Source organism: Pseudomonadota bacterium (assembly GCA_039193195.1).
In the GTDB taxonomy this organism is placed as follows: domain Bacteria; phylum Pseudomonadota; class Gammaproteobacteria; order Steroidobacterales; family JBCBZW01; genus JBCBZW01.
The window spans coordinates 1-18,102 of record JBCCWS010000057.1; the positions used below are offsets into that span (position 1 = coordinate 1).

At 63.8% G+C, this 18,102-nt stretch carries 12 protein-coding genes; 9 read left to right on the forward strand and 3 right to left on the reverse strand.

Annotation, left to right across the window (positions count from 1 at the left end; genetic code table 11):
• Window positions 1–281 precede the first annotated feature (281 nt).
• From AAGA68_24590 to AAGA68_24620, 7 genes are all read left to right on the forward strand, one after another.
• On the forward strand, window positions 282–701 hold the full coding sequence (locus AAGA68_24590; GenBank protein ID MEM9388252.1) for a hypothetical protein: 420 nt from the start codon (window positions 282–284) through the stop codon (window positions 699–701).
• Window positions 702–1,520: 819 nt separating this feature from the next.
• A complete protein-coding gene (locus AAGA68_24595; protein MEM9388253.1) occupies window positions 1,521–4,646 on the forward strand; it encodes a hypothetical protein in 3,126 nt (1,041 codons plus the stop codon).
• A gap of 577 nt (window positions 4,647–5,223) precedes the next feature.
• Window positions 5,224–5,901 carry an ABC transporter ATP-binding protein gene (locus tag AAGA68_24600; GenBank protein ID MEM9388254.1) on the forward strand — a complete coding sequence of 226 codons (678 nt, stop codon included), beginning with the start codon at window positions 5,224–5,226 and terminating at the stop codon, window positions 5,899–5,901.
• 120 nt (window positions 5,902–6,021) lie between these two features.
• Window positions 6,022–7,008, forward strand: coding sequence for a hypothetical protein (locus tag AAGA68_24605; GenBank protein ID MEM9388255.1), 987 nt, complete (start codon window positions 6,022–6,024; stop codon window positions 7,006–7,008).
• On the forward strand, window positions 7,005–8,159 hold the full coding sequence (locus AAGA68_24610) for an efflux RND transporter periplasmic adaptor subunit (protein MEM9388256.1): 1,155 nt from the start codon (window positions 7,005–7,007) through the stop codon (window positions 8,157–8,159). Before AAGA68_24605 ends, AAGA68_24610 begins: the two co-directional genes overlap by 4 nt.
• A 146-nt stretch (window positions 8,160–8,305) precedes the next feature.
• Entirely contained in the window at window positions 8,306–9,349 is a 1,044-nt protein-coding gene (locus AAGA68_24615; protein MEM9388257.1) for an HlyD family efflux transporter periplasmic adaptor subunit, read from the forward strand.
• 7 nt (window positions 9,350–9,356) lie between these two features.
• Complete coding sequence (locus AAGA68_24620; protein MEM9388258.1) at window positions 9,357–10,607, forward strand: ABC transporter permease; 1,251 nt, start codon at window positions 9,357–9,359, stop codon at window positions 10,605–10,607.
• Between the two features lie 108 nt (window positions 10,608–10,715).
• On the opposite strand, the gene AAGA68_24625 is transcribed toward AAGA68_24620, so the two are convergent.
• Window positions 10,716–10,847 carry a hypothetical protein gene (locus AAGA68_24625; protein MEM9388259.1) on the reverse strand — a complete coding sequence of 44 codons (132 nt, stop codon included), beginning with the start codon at window positions 10,845–10,847 and terminating at the stop codon, window positions 10,716–10,718.
• A 264-nt stretch (window positions 10,848–11,111) separates the two neighbouring features.
• On the opposite strand from AAGA68_24625, the gene AAGA68_24630 reads away from it, so the two are divergent.
• On the forward strand, window positions 11,112–12,857 hold the full coding sequence (locus tag AAGA68_24630; GenBank protein ID MEM9388260.1) for an integrin alpha: 1,746 nt from the start codon (window positions 11,112–11,114) through the stop codon (window positions 12,855–12,857).
• Between the two features lie 84 nt (window positions 12,858–12,941).
• Here the strand turns inward: AAGA68_24630 and AAGA68_24635 are convergent, their stop codons facing one another.
• Complete coding sequence (locus AAGA68_24635; GenBank protein ID MEM9388261.1) at window positions 12,942–16,007, reverse strand: hypothetical protein; 3,066 nt, start codon at window positions 16,005–16,007, stop codon at window positions 12,942–12,944.
• A gap of 14 nt (window positions 16,008–16,021) precedes the next feature.
• The gene (locus tag AAGA68_24640) at window positions 16,022–16,552 is read right to left on the reverse strand and encodes a dockerin type I domain-containing protein (GenBank protein MEM9388262.1); all 531 of its coding nucleotides are present in this window, start codon (window positions 16,550–16,552) and stop codon (window positions 16,022–16,024) included.
• 392 nt (window positions 16,553–16,944) lie between these two features.
• Between AAGA68_24640 and AAGA68_24645 the strand changes: the two genes are divergently transcribed.
• Complete coding sequence (locus AAGA68_24645; protein MEM9388263.1) at window positions 16,945–17,805, forward strand: hypothetical protein; 861 nt, start codon at window positions 16,945–16,947, stop codon at window positions 17,803–17,805.
• Window positions 17,806–18,102: the final 297 nt, after the last annotated feature.

The window sequence follows — 18,102 nt, forward strand, 5'->3', positions numbered from 1 at the left end:
CTGCATGAGCGACCCCAACACTCGGAAAACGCCGGCCTCAACCCTGAGAACGCCTCACAGGCACTCGCTCAGCTGCGGTCAACGCCCTACGATCTCATCTCAGGGGCTCAACGCCACACCTCATGAATAAAGCAGGCTAGCTAGTTGCCGTCCGTGCTATCGCTGCGCGGGGAGCGGACTGGCATCGCCGGATAGTACGAACGCTCTCCGGCTACTGCGAGGCAACGAGGGTCGTTTACACTAGGGCACTAGTGCCAGAGCATCTGTAACGGAGCCTCGTCGTGATTCAGGTCTACGAGCACCAGCTGGGAACGAACGAGCCCTTTGAAACCGTCCGGGCTCGACTCGAGGAAATCCTAAGGGCTTCGTCACCGCACTCCATATTCAAGGTTGGGCTAGCGAACCGCCCAGCCAAGAGAAAGTACGGGCATAGGCTCCCAAAGTGGGTCGGGGCCCCCACGTTCCTCGCCGAGCTCGAGCTGAATCCCGCAGACTACGCACAGGCTCAGCCCTGGCATTCGATGTACGTCATCTACGAAGCGTCCACCCGTGCTGCTGTCCGCGACGTGGAGACGCGTCTCATCCAGCTCTGCTTGCCGGAAGCGGGACTTCTTGGTCGACTGTGCTGGAATGTGCGCGCGGGCGGTGGCGGGTCGCACGGCGGCGGCGCAAGGCAATTCGTCTACGTCCTGCTGGGGTAGGCCGAGCCAGCGCATTATCCAAGCATGTTCCCCTGCGCCCGGCTCGTGCGAAGCCACCGAGCAGCGCTCGACGCGGGGCAAGAGTGTGTGGGTGCCACGGGGCCTGGCGTCGTTGCAAGGCTGCGGGCGCATGGTAAACGCGCCAGACATAGCGCAACCCGAGCAGCACTCGAGACGAAGCTATGCACAGTTCTCCGAGAGTGACGCGATCTTCGACCACGGCGAGTACCTGCCGATCGCCCCTCTGCTCATTGACAGCGCCGTTAAAAGGCGTGTGAACTCGCCGCTCACTCCGTAGCATTGGTGCTCGAGCCGCGCCAGCACTTGACGCTCCAAGAGAGATCGCTGCGCTTCCCTCGCTGCCTGCGTGCTCACTTGAGCGCTACGTGCTGCTCGAACTGGCGATCGACACGTTCGGCCGCATACACCACGCCCGTACCACATACCGCGGGCGATCTCGCGCAGCCTGTTGCAAAGTCCGATCACCGTCGGCACAGCCTCGGTGACGGGGGCAGCTCCAGGGCCCGTGCGAAAGCGTGCCGACGCGTTCCCAGTTGTCCGGAAGCAATGCCATCCCGGGACCGTCTTCCACGCACACGGTCACCTCGCCCCAACAGAGGCTCTACCGCTGGTGCTCGCCTATCGGTGCCTTGACCTTCGCCCAACGGAAGCCTGCGGCGAGCGCTATCGAGAGTGCGAAGACTGCGACGCGCAGAGGCTATCGACAGAAAGTTTCTCCTCGCCGTGACCCCCACCCCCACGAGAAGGCGCAGTTAGGGGCGAACCCATCGGACTTTCTGATCCCAAGGAGAAGGACCAATGCTTGCCAAGCAACTCTCGTGTTCGCAACGGGGAGAGCTCTCCCTCGTCGGCGCGGCGCTTACGCTCGCCCTCGCGAGCGTGCCCGTCTTCGCCAACCCGGTGCCCGAGAACATCGACTACGGAAACGTCATCGCCGAGGACGAGAACTTCCTCTACTACGCGTCTGCGCGCGATTGGGACACGGAGATCTGCCACATCAAGCACTACGGGGTGATTTACGGTCGGGTGCCGCACGGCGGTGGAGCCGGTGACCGCGAGCAACTCACGGTCTCCTGCGACGCCATTCGTCCCCAAGAGATGGTGATGACCCCGAACTACGTGTATTTCACCGAGCAAGCACCAGCGGATCCTGCCCTGGTCTACCGGGCGCCGATCGACGGTAGCGGCGCGCCCGAGCTGCTCCACACGGCGGCGAGCACTGCCATCGCCACCGATGGTGACTACGTGTACTACTTCGCGACCAGTGGGGTCATGCGCTTTTCCGCGGACGCACCGTATTCGACCGAGTTCGTCGGGGGCTACATCATCAACGGCACGGTGAACGACCTTGAGCACACCGACGGCTGGCTGTTGTGGACGGAAGCCCACGCCGCCGGCGGCGGCGCCATTCAGACGGTCCCCGCTGCGGGCGGCGCGGTGGCGCTGCTGGAAGCGACGGCGGGGACACCGTGGGACCTCACCTACGGCGACAACTACATCTATTGGTCGGAGCTGGAAGGCAAGATCTTGCGCCGGGAGCAGGCCACCGGCGTCACCAGCGTCATCTACGATCAGCTGGACCCAGTCTACGATCTCGACCTGGCGGGTGACCTGCTGGCCTTCACCCAGGGCTACGACCAATCGGGCACGATATGGCGCATGGAAGAGGGCGGTGGCCCCGCCACCCTCGTGGCCTTCGATCAGTCGGCACCGCGCAACGTCACCTTCGCCAACGGCTACGTTTACTGGAACACCTTAGGCCAGGTGAAGCGCCTACCGGACGACGCCGAGGCCACGCCGCCGGACTACATTGTCGACCGCATGGAAGTCACCCAGGCGGTGCAGGACGGGGTCCACGACATCCCGATGGTGCTAGGCAAGGCCACCTACGTACGCGTCTACTCACGCGAGGCCACGGGCGCGGGCTACGTGCCGGTGACAGCCCACCTGCACGGCTTTCGCGACGGAGTCGAGCTACCGAACTCACCCATCAGCCCGTACGGCCCGCAGATAGACCCCCAAGGGGACGTAGTGTTGCGCAGCGAGCGACTGCGGACCCTGAGCTTCGCCTTGCCCGAGGATTGGGTGCGCGGTGATCTGTCCCTGCAAGTCGAGATCAACCCAGTGGTCAACGGAGATCGCCGTTACGAGACGGACTACGGCAACAACACGTTCCCCGCCGTCGCCCAGCAAACGGTGTCGCTGCATACCTCCGAGCTATGCATAACGTCCTTCCGAGTGGCTGCCCACGACAACGACTACAACGAGTTGATCTACGATCACCACAGCCACGACTACGCGCTACAGCTCGAGCGCTCGGCCAGCCTGCTGGCAGCGCACGTCATCCCCGTGTTCCATCACGATACGCTGCGGCCCGAGGACGGCACTAGCTTTTACATGCCGACAGACTTCATGGATTTGCTAGCGACCGTGAACGCGCAAGCCAGCTGGACCGAGCACGGGTTCGTGTGCGACGACGCACGCCAGGTGTTTATGGGACTCATCCATCCGGACGCGCCCACCGAGGACAGCGGTGCGGTCTTGCCAGACACGAACTCCGGATGGAGCAAAATGCTACTTGGCACGAATTATGAGCCGTACAACCAGCCCGCCGGCGGCGTAACGCTCGCCCACGAAGCGCTGCACGCCGTTGGCTTCGATCATGTCGAGTGTGGATCGCAAGTCGATGGGCCCTTCGCTGACTACCCCTATGACCCCTGCAAGCTTGGGGGTAGCGACGATGAGGAAGCACCCTGGGGCTTTGACGGTATCAGCCGTGAAGTACTGGATCCCCTCGGTACCTACAACGGTGACCTCATGACTTACGAAACCAATCAGTGGGTCTCCGACTGGACGTGGAACGAGCTATTCCTCGACCTCTACCAACCGGCCCGGGTCCAACGGATGGCACCTTCGGAGCAGGTGCTGTGGGTAAGCGGTACCGTCGGCCGCGCGGAAGGGGGGTTGATGTTGGATCCGGCCTTCCACTTCCCCGCCGAGCAGATGACACCGCTCCAACGCCAGCTGTACGACCAAGGAATGGAGGCGCGCGCTCCTCGTCATCTTCATCGCCGAGGCAAGGCACACGGGCACAGCCACGAGCATAGTGACGGTCATAGGCACGAACGCCATCACGACCACGCAGCGATGACAGAACTGGATGGCTACGTGCTCGAAGCCCTGGATGAGCGCGGTCGTGTGTTGCACCGTCAGCCCGTCGTCGCACAGGCCGTCGTCGACGGCTCTCCCAGCCCCACAGCGCACTTCCTCGCGGTATTGCCTTGGTCCGACGGCACGGCGCAACTGCGGCTTAGCGATTCACTGACAGGCAGCGCCGTGGCGTTACAGCCGGGCGCGCATTCCCCCGCACTCTCCGTGGCGGTTACGCCTGGCGACGAACAGCTGGAGGTCGCCGTGCACGCGTCGGACTCGGATCGTGATGCGCTGGAGTTCGTTTACCAATACAGCCCAGACGGCGGGATGACGTGGACAGCCTTGGCGACCGGTACGCCGGTCACCGAATTTACCGTAGACACCACGCGTCTTGCAGGCAGCGAAGCAATCACTAGTTCGCTGGTGCGCGCGTACGCGAGCGATGGGCTGAACACTGTCTCTGCCTTGTCGGCGCCCTTCGAAGTCTCCCGCAAGGCACCGAGTGCGTTCATCGCTTCGCCGAAGAGCGGTGAAGTGATCGCGCACGGTGAGGGCGTGCTCCTACGCGGCCTTGGCGTCGATCCCGAGTGCTGCGACCGAGCGGCAGGCGAGGGGCTGCATTACAGCTGGATACTGGATGAGGAGTCTGTAGGTCTTGGCCGCTGGGTCACCGTCGAAGGGCTAGCACCCGGATGGCACTCGGCCACGCTACAGGTGATGGACCAAGACCAAATGATTGGCACCAGGGCCGTGCGTTTCGAAGTGCGCTAGCGCCTCCGAGCTGGGTAGGCGCGCCACGCTGTAGCGTGCGCGCCTACCGCTTCGCCTCCTCGCGCGATCGCGCGCCGCCGTGCCCAATCTCGCCGATCACCCGATGCATGTTTGAGCGTCTTGGCAGCCACTTGATTGGGAAGCGTGGCATCAAACACAATCGGTAAACCAATAATGCGTCGGCGGCATCTCACGTAGAGCCGCGAGCGCCAATCGCGATCAAGCCAGTATCCCCGGCTCAGTGACTAGTGCGACCCGCATTGCAGCGCAGAACGCAGAACATCAGCGATCTGCATCTTCTTCCTCGCGCTGGGCCTCGCTCAGCTCAGGCCTGAAACCAGGGTTCTAGCGGCCGCTGCGCCGCGACGGGTTCTCCAGGGCCTTTCGATCGCGGTCGGCAAGGTCGATGCAAAACGAGGGCATGCTTGGCCGAGTTTACGAGCAGCAGGCTCCCGTCAACCGGGACATCAGGTAGCTGGTGCCCAGACCTCTGACACCTGCAGTGCTTTTCTAGTCGCGGGGCGTACACACCCTGCGATAATGGCGAGGATTCCAGCGCGATGGCCGCCCGAAGATAATGATCAGAACAACTGGACTTTGCCGCAGCTTCCACGTGGGCGACTCGCTGGTGCACGCGCTCGACCATGTGGACCTTGCGATCGACAACGGCGATTTTGTCGCCGTTATGGGCCCGTCCGGCTCGGGCAAATCGACGCTCATGAACATTCTCGGCTGCCTCGACTCTCCGGACGGCGGCAGTTATCGCTTCGAGGAGCACGCGGTCGACGCCCTCGACGACGCCGCCCTGTCACGCATCCGCAATGAGAAAATCGGTTTCGTCTTTCAGAGCTTTCACCTGCTGCCGCGCATGACGGCGCTCGAGAACGTGATGCTGCCGCTCAGATACTCGAACCACGACGCGTCGATTCTCAAGCGCCGGGCAATCGAGCTCCTGACCCGACTAGGTCTCACGGATCGTCTCGATCACCGGCCAAATCAGCTCTCCGGCGGCCAGCGGCAGCGCGTCGCGATCGCTCGTTCGCTGATCAACTCGCCTCCGCTGATTCTCGCAGATGAACCCACTGGTAACCTCGACAGTCGTACTTCGGCAGAGATCATGGTGCTGTTCGAAGAGCTCAACCGCCAGGGGCAGACGATTCTCATGGTGACCCACGAGGAAGAGATCGCGGCACACGCAAAGCGCTCGATCCGCATGCGCGACGGGAAGATCGAACATGACATGCTTCATTCATAGGTGGCCTGTAACGGCTGGTTCGGGGGTGTCGAGCAAGCCCTTCCTTCCCGATCTGGGCGTTGCGCCGCCTGGCAATGGCGTTGCCATGACTCGTCGGCGCGCCTTCACCTCGGAGAATGAATGACTCACTCGACACCCCCGAACCAACCGCTACCGGCCACAAGCCTCTGCCTCCTGCTGCTAGCGCCTGCTGGCCTCGCCGCCAATCCCTTGTTGACCGGCGTGGTCGAGGACAGCGAGGCGCAGACCATCGAGATGCCGTCGCTGCCGGGCGGCTGGCAGCGGCAGATCGAGTGGATGGCGCCGGAGGGAAGCGAGGTGGGCGTTGGCGATCTAGTCGTGCGCCTCGATCCCGGCAACCTGATCTCCGACGAAGAGCAATCGCGGACCAACCTCGACAAGAGTCGGCTTTCGGCTGCACGGCGCGTAGACGAACTGCGCCTCGAGGTGATGGACGCCGAACGCGACCTGGCCGTTGCCGAGTCCCAGCTGCGCCTCGCCGAACTGGATACGGTCATCCCGCAAAGCACGATCCCGAAGATCGACTATGAGAATTATCAACTCACCTATCAGACCTACCGTAAGGAAGTCATTCGTCGCGAAGCAGAGCTGCTGAACAAGAATGCGGAGCTGGCGGATGTCATACGCGAGACCGAGTTAGAAGTCCGCCAGGCGGAGGCTAGCTACGAGCGCATTCGGATCGCCCTCGAGCGCACGGAGATCAAAGCCGAAAAGGCCGGCTTCGTCATCTACGGTGACAATCCGTTCACCGGGACCAAGGTGTTTCCGGGGGAAACGCTCTACGCGGGATTCGAGATCGCCTCGATTGCCAGTCGTGAGGATCTGCAGATCCGATTCTGGGTGCACGAGGCAGACATACTGAGCGTTCGTTCCGGCCAGAACATCGAGGTGGTTGCCGACGCGCTCGGCGGCCAGCCCTTCGCGGCCGGCGTGACCTGGGCCTCGAGCCAGGCCGTCGAGAAGACGGACTGGGGCGACGCGGGTTATTTCGAAGTACTGGCCGCACCCGTGGCGAGCATCCCCGAGTTGTTGATGCCGGGGATGAGCGTGATGGGAGCACTCAGCGGGCGGGAGCAGGAACGATGATGTCGGGTAGATTCACAGCAATCCTCTTGAGCCTGCTCATCGCGGCACCGGCGAGCGCAGAACAATGGATGCGAGTGGAGAGCGCAGACCGCCCCATCACGGTGAGTGCTGCGGGCACTGTAGGTTCTCGCGAGCCCGTACGCTTTGGTCCACCGCCAAGCCGCAGCTGGCGCATTACCATCATGGAGCTTGCCCGCGAGGGCTCGGTCGCAAAGCCGGGGGATGTGCTGGCGAAGTTCGACGGCAGCGCAACGGACGATCGGGTGCGGACGCTGACCGGTGATCTAAACGCAAGGGAATCCGAACTCGAGTCCCTTCTTGAGACGCAGGCGCGGGAGATGGAGGAGACCGTCGTCGCCCTCGCTGGGGCGAAGAGTGCAAAGGAGAAGGCGCAGCGTAAGGCCACGGTCAACCCGGAGGTCTACGCCGGTCTTGAGTACCGGAAACTGCTCGAGGAGAAGGCGCATACGGCAGACATGTACGAGCGCGAACTCGCCCGCACAGACCTGGTTACGCGGGTCAGGGAAGCAAAACGCGCCGAGCTCGAAGCCGATATCAAGCGCCTCAGGAGCGAACTGGTCGGCGCGAAACGGGAGCTCGATTCTTTCACGATCAGGGCGCCACGGGCGGGTGTTGTCATCGTCGGTACGAATCGAGAGGGACAGAAACTCGATGTTAACGAAGCCGTAAATCCTGGCATCGTCGTGGTGGAGCTGGCCGATAGGAATGATCTCATCGTCACGGCGGAGGTGCCGGAGTACGCCGCGGCCGCCCTTGAGGTAGGCCAGGCCGCCGCGGTCAGCGTGGATGCGGCGGGCGGCTCGGCGATCAAGGGTGAAGTCATTTCGGTAGCCAGTATCGTGCGGCGTCAATCCCGCTTCACGCAGGCGATGATCCGCGACGTGACGATCAGCGTGCCCGAGGAGATCATCGGGTCCCTGCGCCCCGGTATGTCGGCAAAGGTGGTAATCACGATTGATAACCAGCGTGCTGCCATTGCCGTGCCCGACAGCTCTGTGAGTTACCGCAACGGTGCCCCCGGCGTCGTCGTCCGGGGCGCCGGCTGGCAGCCCGTGGTGCTTGGACGCAGCTCCGGCGGTCAGCGAATCGTCTTGTCCGGCCTGGGCGTCGGCGATGAGGTGCAGCTATGAAGTTCCTATCAGTCGTACTGCTGCTGGTAGCCACGGTCGCAGGCGGTTGCGGTGGCGTCACCGACAGCGCGCCGAGTGTCCGCGCGGAGCAGAGGGATGTTGAATTCGTGGTGCCGGCACGCGGCGAACTCGTGGCATCGGAGTCGATGCCGATCGCCCTCGGCGGCGTGGTGCGGATGGCGTTCAATATCGCGTGGATCGCGCCTGAGTTTTCCGAGGTGCACCAAGGTGATGTGATCGCACGATTCGACGATGTGCAGGTGCAGCTCGACCGTGAAACCAGCGCGCTGGCGGTCGCCAAGTCCGAGTTCAAGCTCGCGAACACCGAGCGAGTCGCCGAAATCGAACTGTCGAGAATCGGCGACGATGCCGATCGGGTCGACGGCGAACGGGCGATCACTGAAACTTACGCGAATGTCGATCCGCTGCTCATGAGCCGCAACGAGATCATCGACGCCGTCTCCGATCTGGAATACCTGGACGCTCGCGCCGAGTTCCTCGATTGGGAGTCGGCCACCTTCGACCAGCGCACCGCGGCGGAGCAGAACCTGATCATGGCCGAGCGCCAGGGCGAGCTCAGCAAGCTCGACAAGCAGGACAAGGCGCTCGGCATGATGGAACTGCGCAGCCCGGCGGACGGGACGCTCGTGTATGCGCGCACGCCCTGGGGCGAGAAGATCGGTAAGGGCAAGCGCGTGTTCCCCGGCATGCCGATCGCTCTGCTGCCCGTGCGCGGCAAGGTGAAGGCGCGGCTCTACGTGCCGGAGAATGACGCCGTGGGCTTGCTTGCGGGCCAAGCCGTGCGGCTGAGACTCGAGTCCGCAGCAGATCGGGAGCACTCGGCCGTCGTCGAATCGGTCTCGACCGTCGCAAGCCCGCGCAATCGCGACAACCCGCAGAAGTTCTTCGTCGTCGAAGCCGTGATCGACGAGGTGGATGCACAGATCATGCGCGTTGGCAGCCAGCTGCGCGCCGAGATCGTCACCGGCTCGATCGACGGCGGACTCGTGGTCCCTGCGCAGGCCGTGTACGGCGACGCGTCCGACTCCCATGTGTACGTGGTCTCGGGAAGCGCTACGCAGCGCCGCCAGGTCACCCTTGGCCAGCGCAGCCCCGATCTCGTCGAGGTGCTCGACGGCATCGAGGCGGGCGAACGCATCAGCCTGGTCGCGCCGCCGGACGTTGGTTAACGAATCCTTGAGTACCCGCGTCACCCACTTCGCCCTGGACGTCAGGCAGGCCCTCGGTCAGCTCGCGCATCATCGTTTGCGTACGGCGCTGACCCTCCTCGGCATGGTGTTCGGTGTCGGGGCCGTGATTGCTATGCTCGCCGTCAGCGAGGGTGGCAAGCGTCAGGCGCTGGAGCTCATCGAAGGCATGGGGCTGCGTAACCTCATCGTCGAAGCGCGCCGGCTCGACGCGGACACGCGCAAGGAAGTGCGCAAGTACTCGGCGGGTCTCAGCGTTCGCGACGCGGAAGCGACCATCAATACGCTTAGCTTCACCGATGGCTGGGCCGGCAGCCGGAAGCTCCGTACCTGGTCGCTTTTCTCGCGCGAAGGTCAGAGCCGAGCCAACGTTTTCGCTGTCAGCCCCACCTTCTTCGATCTGACCAGCCTGGAAGCAGATCGTGGCCGCCTGTTCGGCGAAGCCGACAATCGCGCTTACGCGCAAGTTGCCGTGCTTGGCAGCGCCGCCGCGCAGGACCTGTTCCCCAACGGCGAGGCGATCGGAAAGCGCATCAAGGTCAATCATCTCTGGCTCGAGGTCGTTGGCGTGCTGCGCGACCGGCAGCTCGATAATCAGCAGTTCGAAGGTCGCGAGATCGGCGGTGAGTCGCGCAATATCTACCTGCCGCTCGAAACCGGGCTCACGCGGCTCAAGCGTGAGGATCTGAGCTCGGAGCTCGACCAGCTCAAGCTTCGCATTACGCCAGGGGTCGACCCTTCCGAAGCCGCCCTTGCGATCGATCACCTTCTCAATCGCCGCCATGGCGAGCAGGACGACTACCAGCTGGTCATCCCAGCGCGCCTACTCGCGCAGCATCAGCAGACGCAGCGCATCTTCACGATCGTCATGTCCGCGGTCGCGGGCATTTCACTGCTGGTCGGGGGCATCGGCATCATGAACATCATGCTCGCGAGCGTGATGGAACGTAAATCAGAGATCGGCCTGCTGCGCGCGATCGGCGCCCGCGAGCACGACATCGTGCGCCAGTTCCTCATCGAGGCGATGGTCATCGCCCTGATCGGCGCGGGGATCGGAGTCCTGTTAGGGGTTCTGCTCGCCTACGCAATCGCTGCGTTCGCCGGCTGGGCGGTCGCCTGGTCGATACTTGTGATCGTGATCGCCGTCGCCGTGTGCGTCACGATCGCCGTCGGCTTCGGCGTCTACCCGGCGTTGTCGGCCGCGCGCCTGGACCCCGTGGCGGCGCTGCAGTCGGACTAGGGTTGTCGAAGGCTACCCTAGACGCGTCGGCGGCGTCTCACGGAGAAGCCGTAGTGATCTCAGACCCCCCAGTTCCCTCCGCTAGGTGGCGCGAGTCTTCCGGCACGGCTAGTCCGCAATGCCCACGATCGTCTGGCGAACGCGATCGCCGGGTTGCACGGACAGCCCATAGTCCCAGTCCTGCCCGATCAGCTCGATCGTGACCGCGGAATCTTGGCTGCTGAGGTGGCGACACTCCACGGATCAGATGTCCATGGGGACACAGCACCCCCCACCGCTACGCCGTCAGCCGTGCCGATTGCCCCCTGGACCATCCGGCTACCGGATCCGTAGATCAGGCTGACGTCCGCGCAGTTACGCTCATGACCAGCAGGCTTCCGTCAGCCCTCCACAGAATTCCCATCGGGCCGGAGGCTCGTTGTCAGGGATGCTCGGAGCGGTTAACTTGCAGAAGTGCAGCGAAAACTCGCAGGCAAGCGAGCAGGTAGCAGGCAGGAGGCCGTTATGTTGACTACCGTTCCGTTCACCCTCGCCCTTAACTCACGGGCGCGCACCGGCGATGCGGATCGCGCCGCGCAGTGGCTTTCGCCGAATGCAGCAGCGATCTTGCTGCTCTTGGCTGCGGGTTTGGCACGGGCCCAGGCGTTCCCCGCGGAGTTCGATCTGGGAGCGCTGCGCCCGGAGGCCGGCGGTGACGGATCTGCCGGTGTCATCTTCGAAGGAACAGTCAACTACTCCGTTGGCGAGATCAGCCCGGCCGGTGACATCAACGCAGACGGCATCAGCGACATGCTGATCGGATCTAACTTCTTCCCCATCGGCGCGCAGGTGGGGCTGGCATCAGCCCTGTTCGGTACCGTCGAGGGATTCCCACCGGTGCTGTCCCTCGACACCCTGTTGCAAGGTGATGGCTCCCAAGGCGTCGTGTTCGTAGGAACCGAGACCGCCGCCACCTTCGGCAGTAAGGTCAGCGCGGTGGGCGATCTCAACGCGGATGGCGTCGACGACATCATGATCGGGGCGTTCGGCCAGGAGGGATTTCGCGGCGGTACGTACACCGTCTTTGGGCGCATGGAGGGGTTCCCGGCCCGCTTCCTGATCGGGCCGTTGCTAGAAAACGGGGGTGGCGACGGTAGCGAAGGATTCCTCTTGCGCGGGCTGCCCGCAGCAGGCGGGACCAGCCTCGGCGCTGCCATCTCGCCTGCTGGTGACTGGAACGGCGATGGCATCCACGACGCCATCGTCGGCGCGCCCGGCACTCGCTTCGGTACCGGTGAGGCTTACGTGCTATACGGGCGTTCCACGGGCTTCGAGGCGCGCGAGACGGTGGCTGAGCTGCTGCCCCTAAACGGCGGCGACGGCAGCGAAGGTGTGGCGCTGGTGACCGGAGTGCCCAACGGCGATCTGGGCCTAGCGGTCGCAGGAGACTGTGATCTCAACGGCGACGGGATCGCCGATATCGCCGTGCGCGAAAACCCTACGGTCAACAGCGATGGCACCACTTACGTGGTGTTCGGCGATGGCGACGGCTTCGACGCGTCCTTCTCCGTCGGGCAGTTGCGAGCGCAGGTAGGGGGTGACGGCTCTGCCGGGTTCGTTGTCATCGACATCAATCTGGCCCAGATCAGCAATCGCAATCTTGGTACGCTCGCCTGTCTAGGTGACGTTAACGGCGACGGGGTGGATGACTTGGGCATCGGCGACCCCGGCTTCGACCCACAGATCTCTGGATCCCTGACCTACATCCTCTACGGCAGCACGGAGGGCTTCGCGCCCAACATCCGCGCTCAGGACTGGCTGAGCGGGGCTAGCGATGCCGGTAGCCTGGTGTACGAGCCCGCTCCGCTGGCAGAACTCCAGGTAGATCCCGGCGCTGGCTTCTTCTTGGCCGGCGTGGGGGACATCAATGGCGATGGCATCGACGACTTCGCGACCGGCTCCTGGTTCGGCAGCGATTCGCCTCCGACGGACGGCGCCGTCTATGTCGTGTTCGGTACCACCGAGGGCTTTCCTCGCCTGTTGAATCTCGCCGACCTGCGGGCAGGGAGAGGCGGCGACGGCAGTGCTGGATTCGTGATCTTCCCTGAGGCGTCAGGCGAGCGCCTCGGCGCGGTCGAGGGTGTTGGCGATGTCAACGCAGATGGAATCGACGATATCGCGGTGAGCGCGATCGAAGGACGGACGGAGAATGTGCCTGGGGTCCCAGGCAAGGCCTACGTGATCTTCGGTCGCAGACCGGCGGGGTTCTGACGGCGGTCGGCGCCTGACCGAAACGCTGGGTGGTCAGGCGCTCGCTCATTCGTTGCTTGCCGTGAATGGCGCTAGCCACACCGGTCAGCGTTGATCATGTGCCGTATCTACGGGCACATCGGCGCGCGAAGCACGACACGTGCCGCCAGAGCAGAACCTCGCATCCGAGCTGCCGATGACGAGGCAGCCAAGGTCGCCACAAGATGCGGAGGAGTTGGGAGTGACACCGGACAAGGATTGGGTGCTGCAGTCTCCGCCTGCAAAGCAGTAGGCGAATGCGTTGCTGCCCGTCATTACACATCCCTCAGCGCTGCATGCACTAGACGATGCTGAGGTGACTCCCGAGAGACCCTTGGATCGGCAGTCAAGACCGTCGCGGCAGTACCGGAGCTCGGCACTGCCGCCGACGACGCATCCATCCCCGCCGCAGGCCAACGTGCCATCGAACGCTACACCCCCCATCGTCTTCTCGCTGCAATTGCCGGCCGTGCAGTAGGCGAATCTGCCACTTCCAGCGACCGCGCAGCCTGTAGCGCCGCAGCTGGTCGTCGATGCTGCCGTTGTGCCTGACATGGACTGGCTTCTGCAGACGCCCCCGCGGCACTGAGCGAAGCTGCCTGACCCGGGTACGATGCATCCATCGCTACCGCAATGAACGTTCGATGATCGGGTGGCACCCGACAGGCCGCTCGTGCGGCAGCCACCGTTGGCGCAATAGGCGAAGGCGCCGGACCCGGCGGCCACGCACCCGTCCGCGTGGCAGGCTACCTTAGACTCGGTGCTCGCGCCCGAAAGGGTTCCGCCCCGGCACGTGCCACTGCTGCAGTACTCGTACCGAGCGCTGTCGCTAGTCGCCAGGCACCCGTCGCTCGAACAGCTGCTCCCAATCATCGACACGCCGTTGTTGGAGTCCCCGGGTGGGCCTGGCGGTCCCGGTGGTCCTGGGAGGCCCTGGGGACCTTCATCGCCCGGCGGCCCATCTGCGCCGCGCAAGCTGTCGGAAGTAGTGAATCGGCTGCCGTCGTCCAAGGTGAACTCGACTCGGCCATCGGGGAGAGGATCTCCTGAAATCACCTTTGCACCTACGGGCCCCGGTAGTCCCGGCATGCCATCGGCGCCTCGCAGGCTGCCGCTAGTGATGAAGCTGCTGCCGTCATCGAGTAGGAACTCCACCCGGCCGTCCGCTAGCGCGGTCCCTGCGATGATCTTGGCGCCATCGGGGCCGATATCTCCGCGCAAGCTACCGTCGCTTGTAAAGCGGCTTCCATCGTCGAGCAGGAACTCCACGCGTCCGTCCGGCAGCGGTGTGCCGCCGACGATCCTGGCGCCCACTTCGCCGTCCTCACCGTCTGCCCCCGGCGGACCTTGATCGCCTTGGGGACCAACCGGTGAGGGGGCGATCTCTTGCGGCTCGGCGAGGACTATCCCGGTTCGCCCGAGGATCACGGATTGGGTACCGAGCACAGTATTCATGCGCCCGCCCAGTACAGCACTGTCATCGGCGATTGCCTGATTGCTCTGACCCCCCAACGCCGAAGCTGCAACGCCGGACGCGATGTTCGATTGCCCTCCGCTCACGGACGACTCCGTTCCACTTGCCAGGTTCCCGCGTCCGCCTAGCACGGAAGCCCCCGCGCCTTCGGCGCGGTTGGAGATGCCACCGCTGACACTTGCAACCGCACCCACAGCCACGTTGGCGTTGCCACCGAGCACGCTGCTGTCATCGCCAAGAGCGCGGTTGCCACCGCCGCCGCTCACCTGGGAACGGTCCCCTTCTGCCACGTTCGAGGCACCGCCGGTGACGGACGATTGCTTGCCCTGGGCCATATTGAGTACCCCGGAGGTCACGACAGCGTTGATCCCAGAAGCTTCATTCAACTCGCCACCGGACGCCAGAGCGCCCTCTCCAGATGCCGTGTTGCGCCCGCCTGCTGCGGCCGTGGAGAACGTCCCTGTGGCCTTGTTGGCCAGACCCCCAGACACCAGGGCAGCGAGCCCTGACGCGATGTTCTGTTGCCCACCCGCGGCGCCGGCAAACTGTCCTTCGGCTTCATTCAGGTTGCCGGCAGCAATCGAGGACGCCTCACCAGATGCGATGTTGCCTTGGCCGCCGCCAATGCTCGCGGACCTCCCGTTGGCAACTCCGTAAGCGCCGCCGCAGGCCATGGCATGGGGCGCCAGGGAAGCATTGGAGATTCCGCACAGGACACCGCCGTAGCTAGCATAGGCATGCTCCGGCCCTACCACGAGGTTGTGTGAACCGCTCTTCTGATCAGGTGTCCACAGGTGTCCATTCTCCTCGCAGCTCTGCTGATCCGAAAAGCCGATGTTGTTGCAACCAGCGGTCTTTGGCTCGTCATAGCCGATCAGCAGATTTCCAAGCCCATTAGGTTCACCAGAAGTCGCGCCCGAGCCATCCACGACCTGTACGTTGACGCCGGAAAAGCGCGCAGTCGTGCCATCGAGGGTCAGTACACCGTCAAGGGCGATCACACTGTTCAGCTGAATGCTCTGGAGCACATCCGCGTTGGCGACGATAGCCGCCGCGTTGTTGTTGATCGTCTCGGACTGCCCCAGGTTGTCTACCTCCACTACCTCTACGCGTGAGACGGTCGTCGCGATCGTCTCCGTGTTTCCGCCGACATCTGCAGCGACGGAAAGCACCGCTTCGGACAACACGGACAACTCCGCTTGCAAGTCCGCGACGATCGCCTCGAGTGCCGCCACTTCAGAGGACTCATCGAGGTCGGCTGGTGATCGGCCTTGCACGCTGAGCGCGTCTTCCGCCTTGAAGGCGAAGGGTGCGGTTGCAAGGGCGCTGCGCGGGATCATCTCACTGTCGCCTTCGATGGTTAGGCCCAACCACAGCGGGGTGTCGAAAAGCGCCGGTGGGAACGGCGACGCCTGCCCCAACGTAACGGTGAACAGGCCCTGTGTCGGCGTGATCGTGAGCTCCTCACTCCACAGCGGAACGCCGCCGGTAGCGACGGTATACAAGGACACGCTTGCCGACAGCGCTGAGTGTAGTGGTGCACCATCAGCGTCCGTCAGGTAGCCCTGGTAGCTTAGCGTGGAGGGCACCTGTGAAGATGCTTGGGTACACGCCAGCAGCATGAGGAGAAAGAGGCATAGGCGTTGATGTAGGTCCATGGCAGTGTACCTATTCAAGGTGCGCGCCCGCTGGGGCCTGGGGTGGTGTTCAGGGCCATCCTGAGGATCAGGAAGTCCTGGATGTCGACGATGTCATCGCCGTTGAAGTCCGCGTCCGGGTTCCATCGCGGACTCTCGGGGGTGCTGGAGAACGCCCTTCGGAACAAAGGGATGTCCGCACTGTTGATGCTGCCGTCGTTATTGAGATCGGCGTCGCACAGATTGCCGAAGCCGTCACGGTTGGTGTCCCGCTGGCGCTCGTTGGGATCGAAGAGACAGTTGTCGAGAAAGTCGCGCACGCCTTCCCCGTCCACGTCGGGGGGGCTCAGGAGACCACCCACGACAGAGAAGCCTTCGCTGAAGGCGCTATCGCCTACAGGTGAACCTTGGCTAAGGGAGCTTGCGGTCAATCGATAGAGTTCGGATGACGCCGACCCACCGCTCGCATCGAGCGTCTGCAAGGCGACCGCGAAATCATCGCTGGCCATTTCTCCTGCTACTAGAGATGATGTGTGGGAGGCGAATAGAAGAATGACGCCGATCACGATCGAGCTCCTCGATCGGATGAGGTGCGATCGTCGAACATCGCTCCGAGAACCCGTCATTGCGTAGCACCTCCCAGGTCGCTTCCGGCACGCTTTGCGCAACTCGAACCAACCGATGAACTCCGTGGACGGTGTGTCCACATCTAGTGGGTGCGTCGATTGGAGAGGTTCTCTCACCGGGCGATAGGGGTTGGCGCGCCTCTATCGCCGGGGGAGGCGACGGGGGCCGAGGTCGGCTCGGGACTCAGCCCGCCTGACGGGTCCTGCGGTGGCCTCCGCCGAAAAGGCGGCTCATCATGGCCGGGCTACCACAATTGAGGCGATCGCAGTAAGCTGACGCCGTTGCCAAGTACCTTTCTACGCCGTTCGGTGCATGCCAGAGGGACCACGTTATGACCTGCGCACGAGTTGCCTGCTTATCGCCGTTCGCCCTCCTGGGAATTCTGCTCACCCCGCCAGGGTACGCCGCATGTTGCGTCGATGAGGACATTGCCGACGCGTTTCTACCCCACCTGCGATTCTCGCGGGAACTGCCAGCGGAGCTCGACGTGATCGGTGCCCTGCCACGGGAGTTCGCCTTTATTGGTGCCCAGGAGATGAATCTATCCAATCCCTCCTACACGGCGGCCTGGCGCAGCGAACTGGCCGAGGACGAGACCTACGAAGTGGTCGACAGCATCTTAGTGAACGACGGCTGGCGTCCGCTGCCTAACGAGCGGAGCTACACCAGCTATGGCTTCGTGGCCCACGATGATCGTCGCGGCCAGCTCACCCTGACCCGGGGTTACTGTCGTGACGACAGGGGGCGCACCCTGTGGCTGCAGGCTAAGGCCCGCGACGCCCAATCGTTGGCGATGATCACGAGCAGCTCCCTCAACGGCACCACCTGCGAGGCACACATGCGCTCGCAGTCCGAGAGTCAGCGCCGTAACGGGGACATCTACCGCGTGCTGCCCCGCCTGGTCATGCCGAAGGAGGCGCCGATTCGCGGATCGGGATCCGGTGGGTCCGGTCATGGGGTCACCATTCACGCGCAGACCATCGCTGGCGGCGCGGTGACCCTCGATGGCTTGCTCGATCACTTCGCCCCACAGCTACGCCGTCAGGGCTGGGCGTTGGACACCACCTTCCGCGGCACCCGCAGCGGGGGGAGCATCTGGACCCGGCAGGACGGTGACGATCTGCACATCGGTCGTTTGGTGGTGCTGGAGCGGGAGAAGTTCTCGCTGGAGTTCACGGTCGATCGCAGCTGAGGTGCCTTAGCGCGCCACCGTCTTCGCCGCGCCGTCGGCCGCGGGTGAAACGCGTCTGACCCGATTCGCCAGGTGTCCTGCGACCCCCCAGCAGAACTTTGATGAAACGGAGCAGACACCCTGCACCCATCCCCGTACCTCACCCTCATCGCCGGCGTCGTGCTGACGATACTCCGGTGGATCGCCCCCACGGACGCTGACGCCTCCACTCGCGGTGCCAATGGCCAACGCGCCTGCAGAGTCTGGGAGCCAAACACGCGTGCGACAAGGGGGTGGTCGGGAACTTCGCCGAAGGGC

What these genes read in the sequence shown, in the direction of transcription:
- AAGA68_24595 (MEM9388253.1), top strand. Translation starts at nt 1,521, where the DNA reads ATGCTTGCCAAGCAACTCTCGTGTTCGCAACGGGGAGAGCTCTCCCTC.
- AAGA68_24600 (MEM9388254.1), top strand. Translation starts at nt 5,224, where the DNA reads ATGATCAGAACAACTGGACTTTGCCGCAGCTTCCACGTGGGCGACTCG.
- AAGA68_24605 (MEM9388255.1), top strand. Translation starts at nt 6,022, where the DNA reads ATGACTCACTCGACACCCCCGAACCAACCGCTACCGGCCACAAGCCTC.
- AAGA68_24610 (MEM9388256.1), top strand. Translation starts at nt 7,005, where the DNA reads ATGATGTCGGGTAGATTCACAGCAATCCTCTTGAGCCTGCTCATCGCG.
- AAGA68_24615 (MEM9388257.1), top strand. Translation starts at nt 8,306, where the DNA reads ATGCCGATCGCCCTCGGCGGCGTGGTGCGGATGGCGTTCAATATCGCG.
- AAGA68_24630 (MEM9388260.1), top strand. Translation starts at nt 11,112, where the DNA reads ATGTTGACTACCGTTCCGTTCACCCTCGCCCTTAACTCACGGGCGCGC.
- AAGA68_24635 (MEM9388261.1), bottom strand. Translation starts at nt 16,007, where the DNA reads ATGGACCTACATCAACGCCTATGCCTCTTTCTCCTCATGCTGCTGGCG.
- AAGA68_24645 (MEM9388263.1), top strand. Translation starts at nt 16,945, where the DNA reads ATGACCTGCGCACGAGTTGCCTGCTTATCGCCGTTCGCCCTCCTGGGA.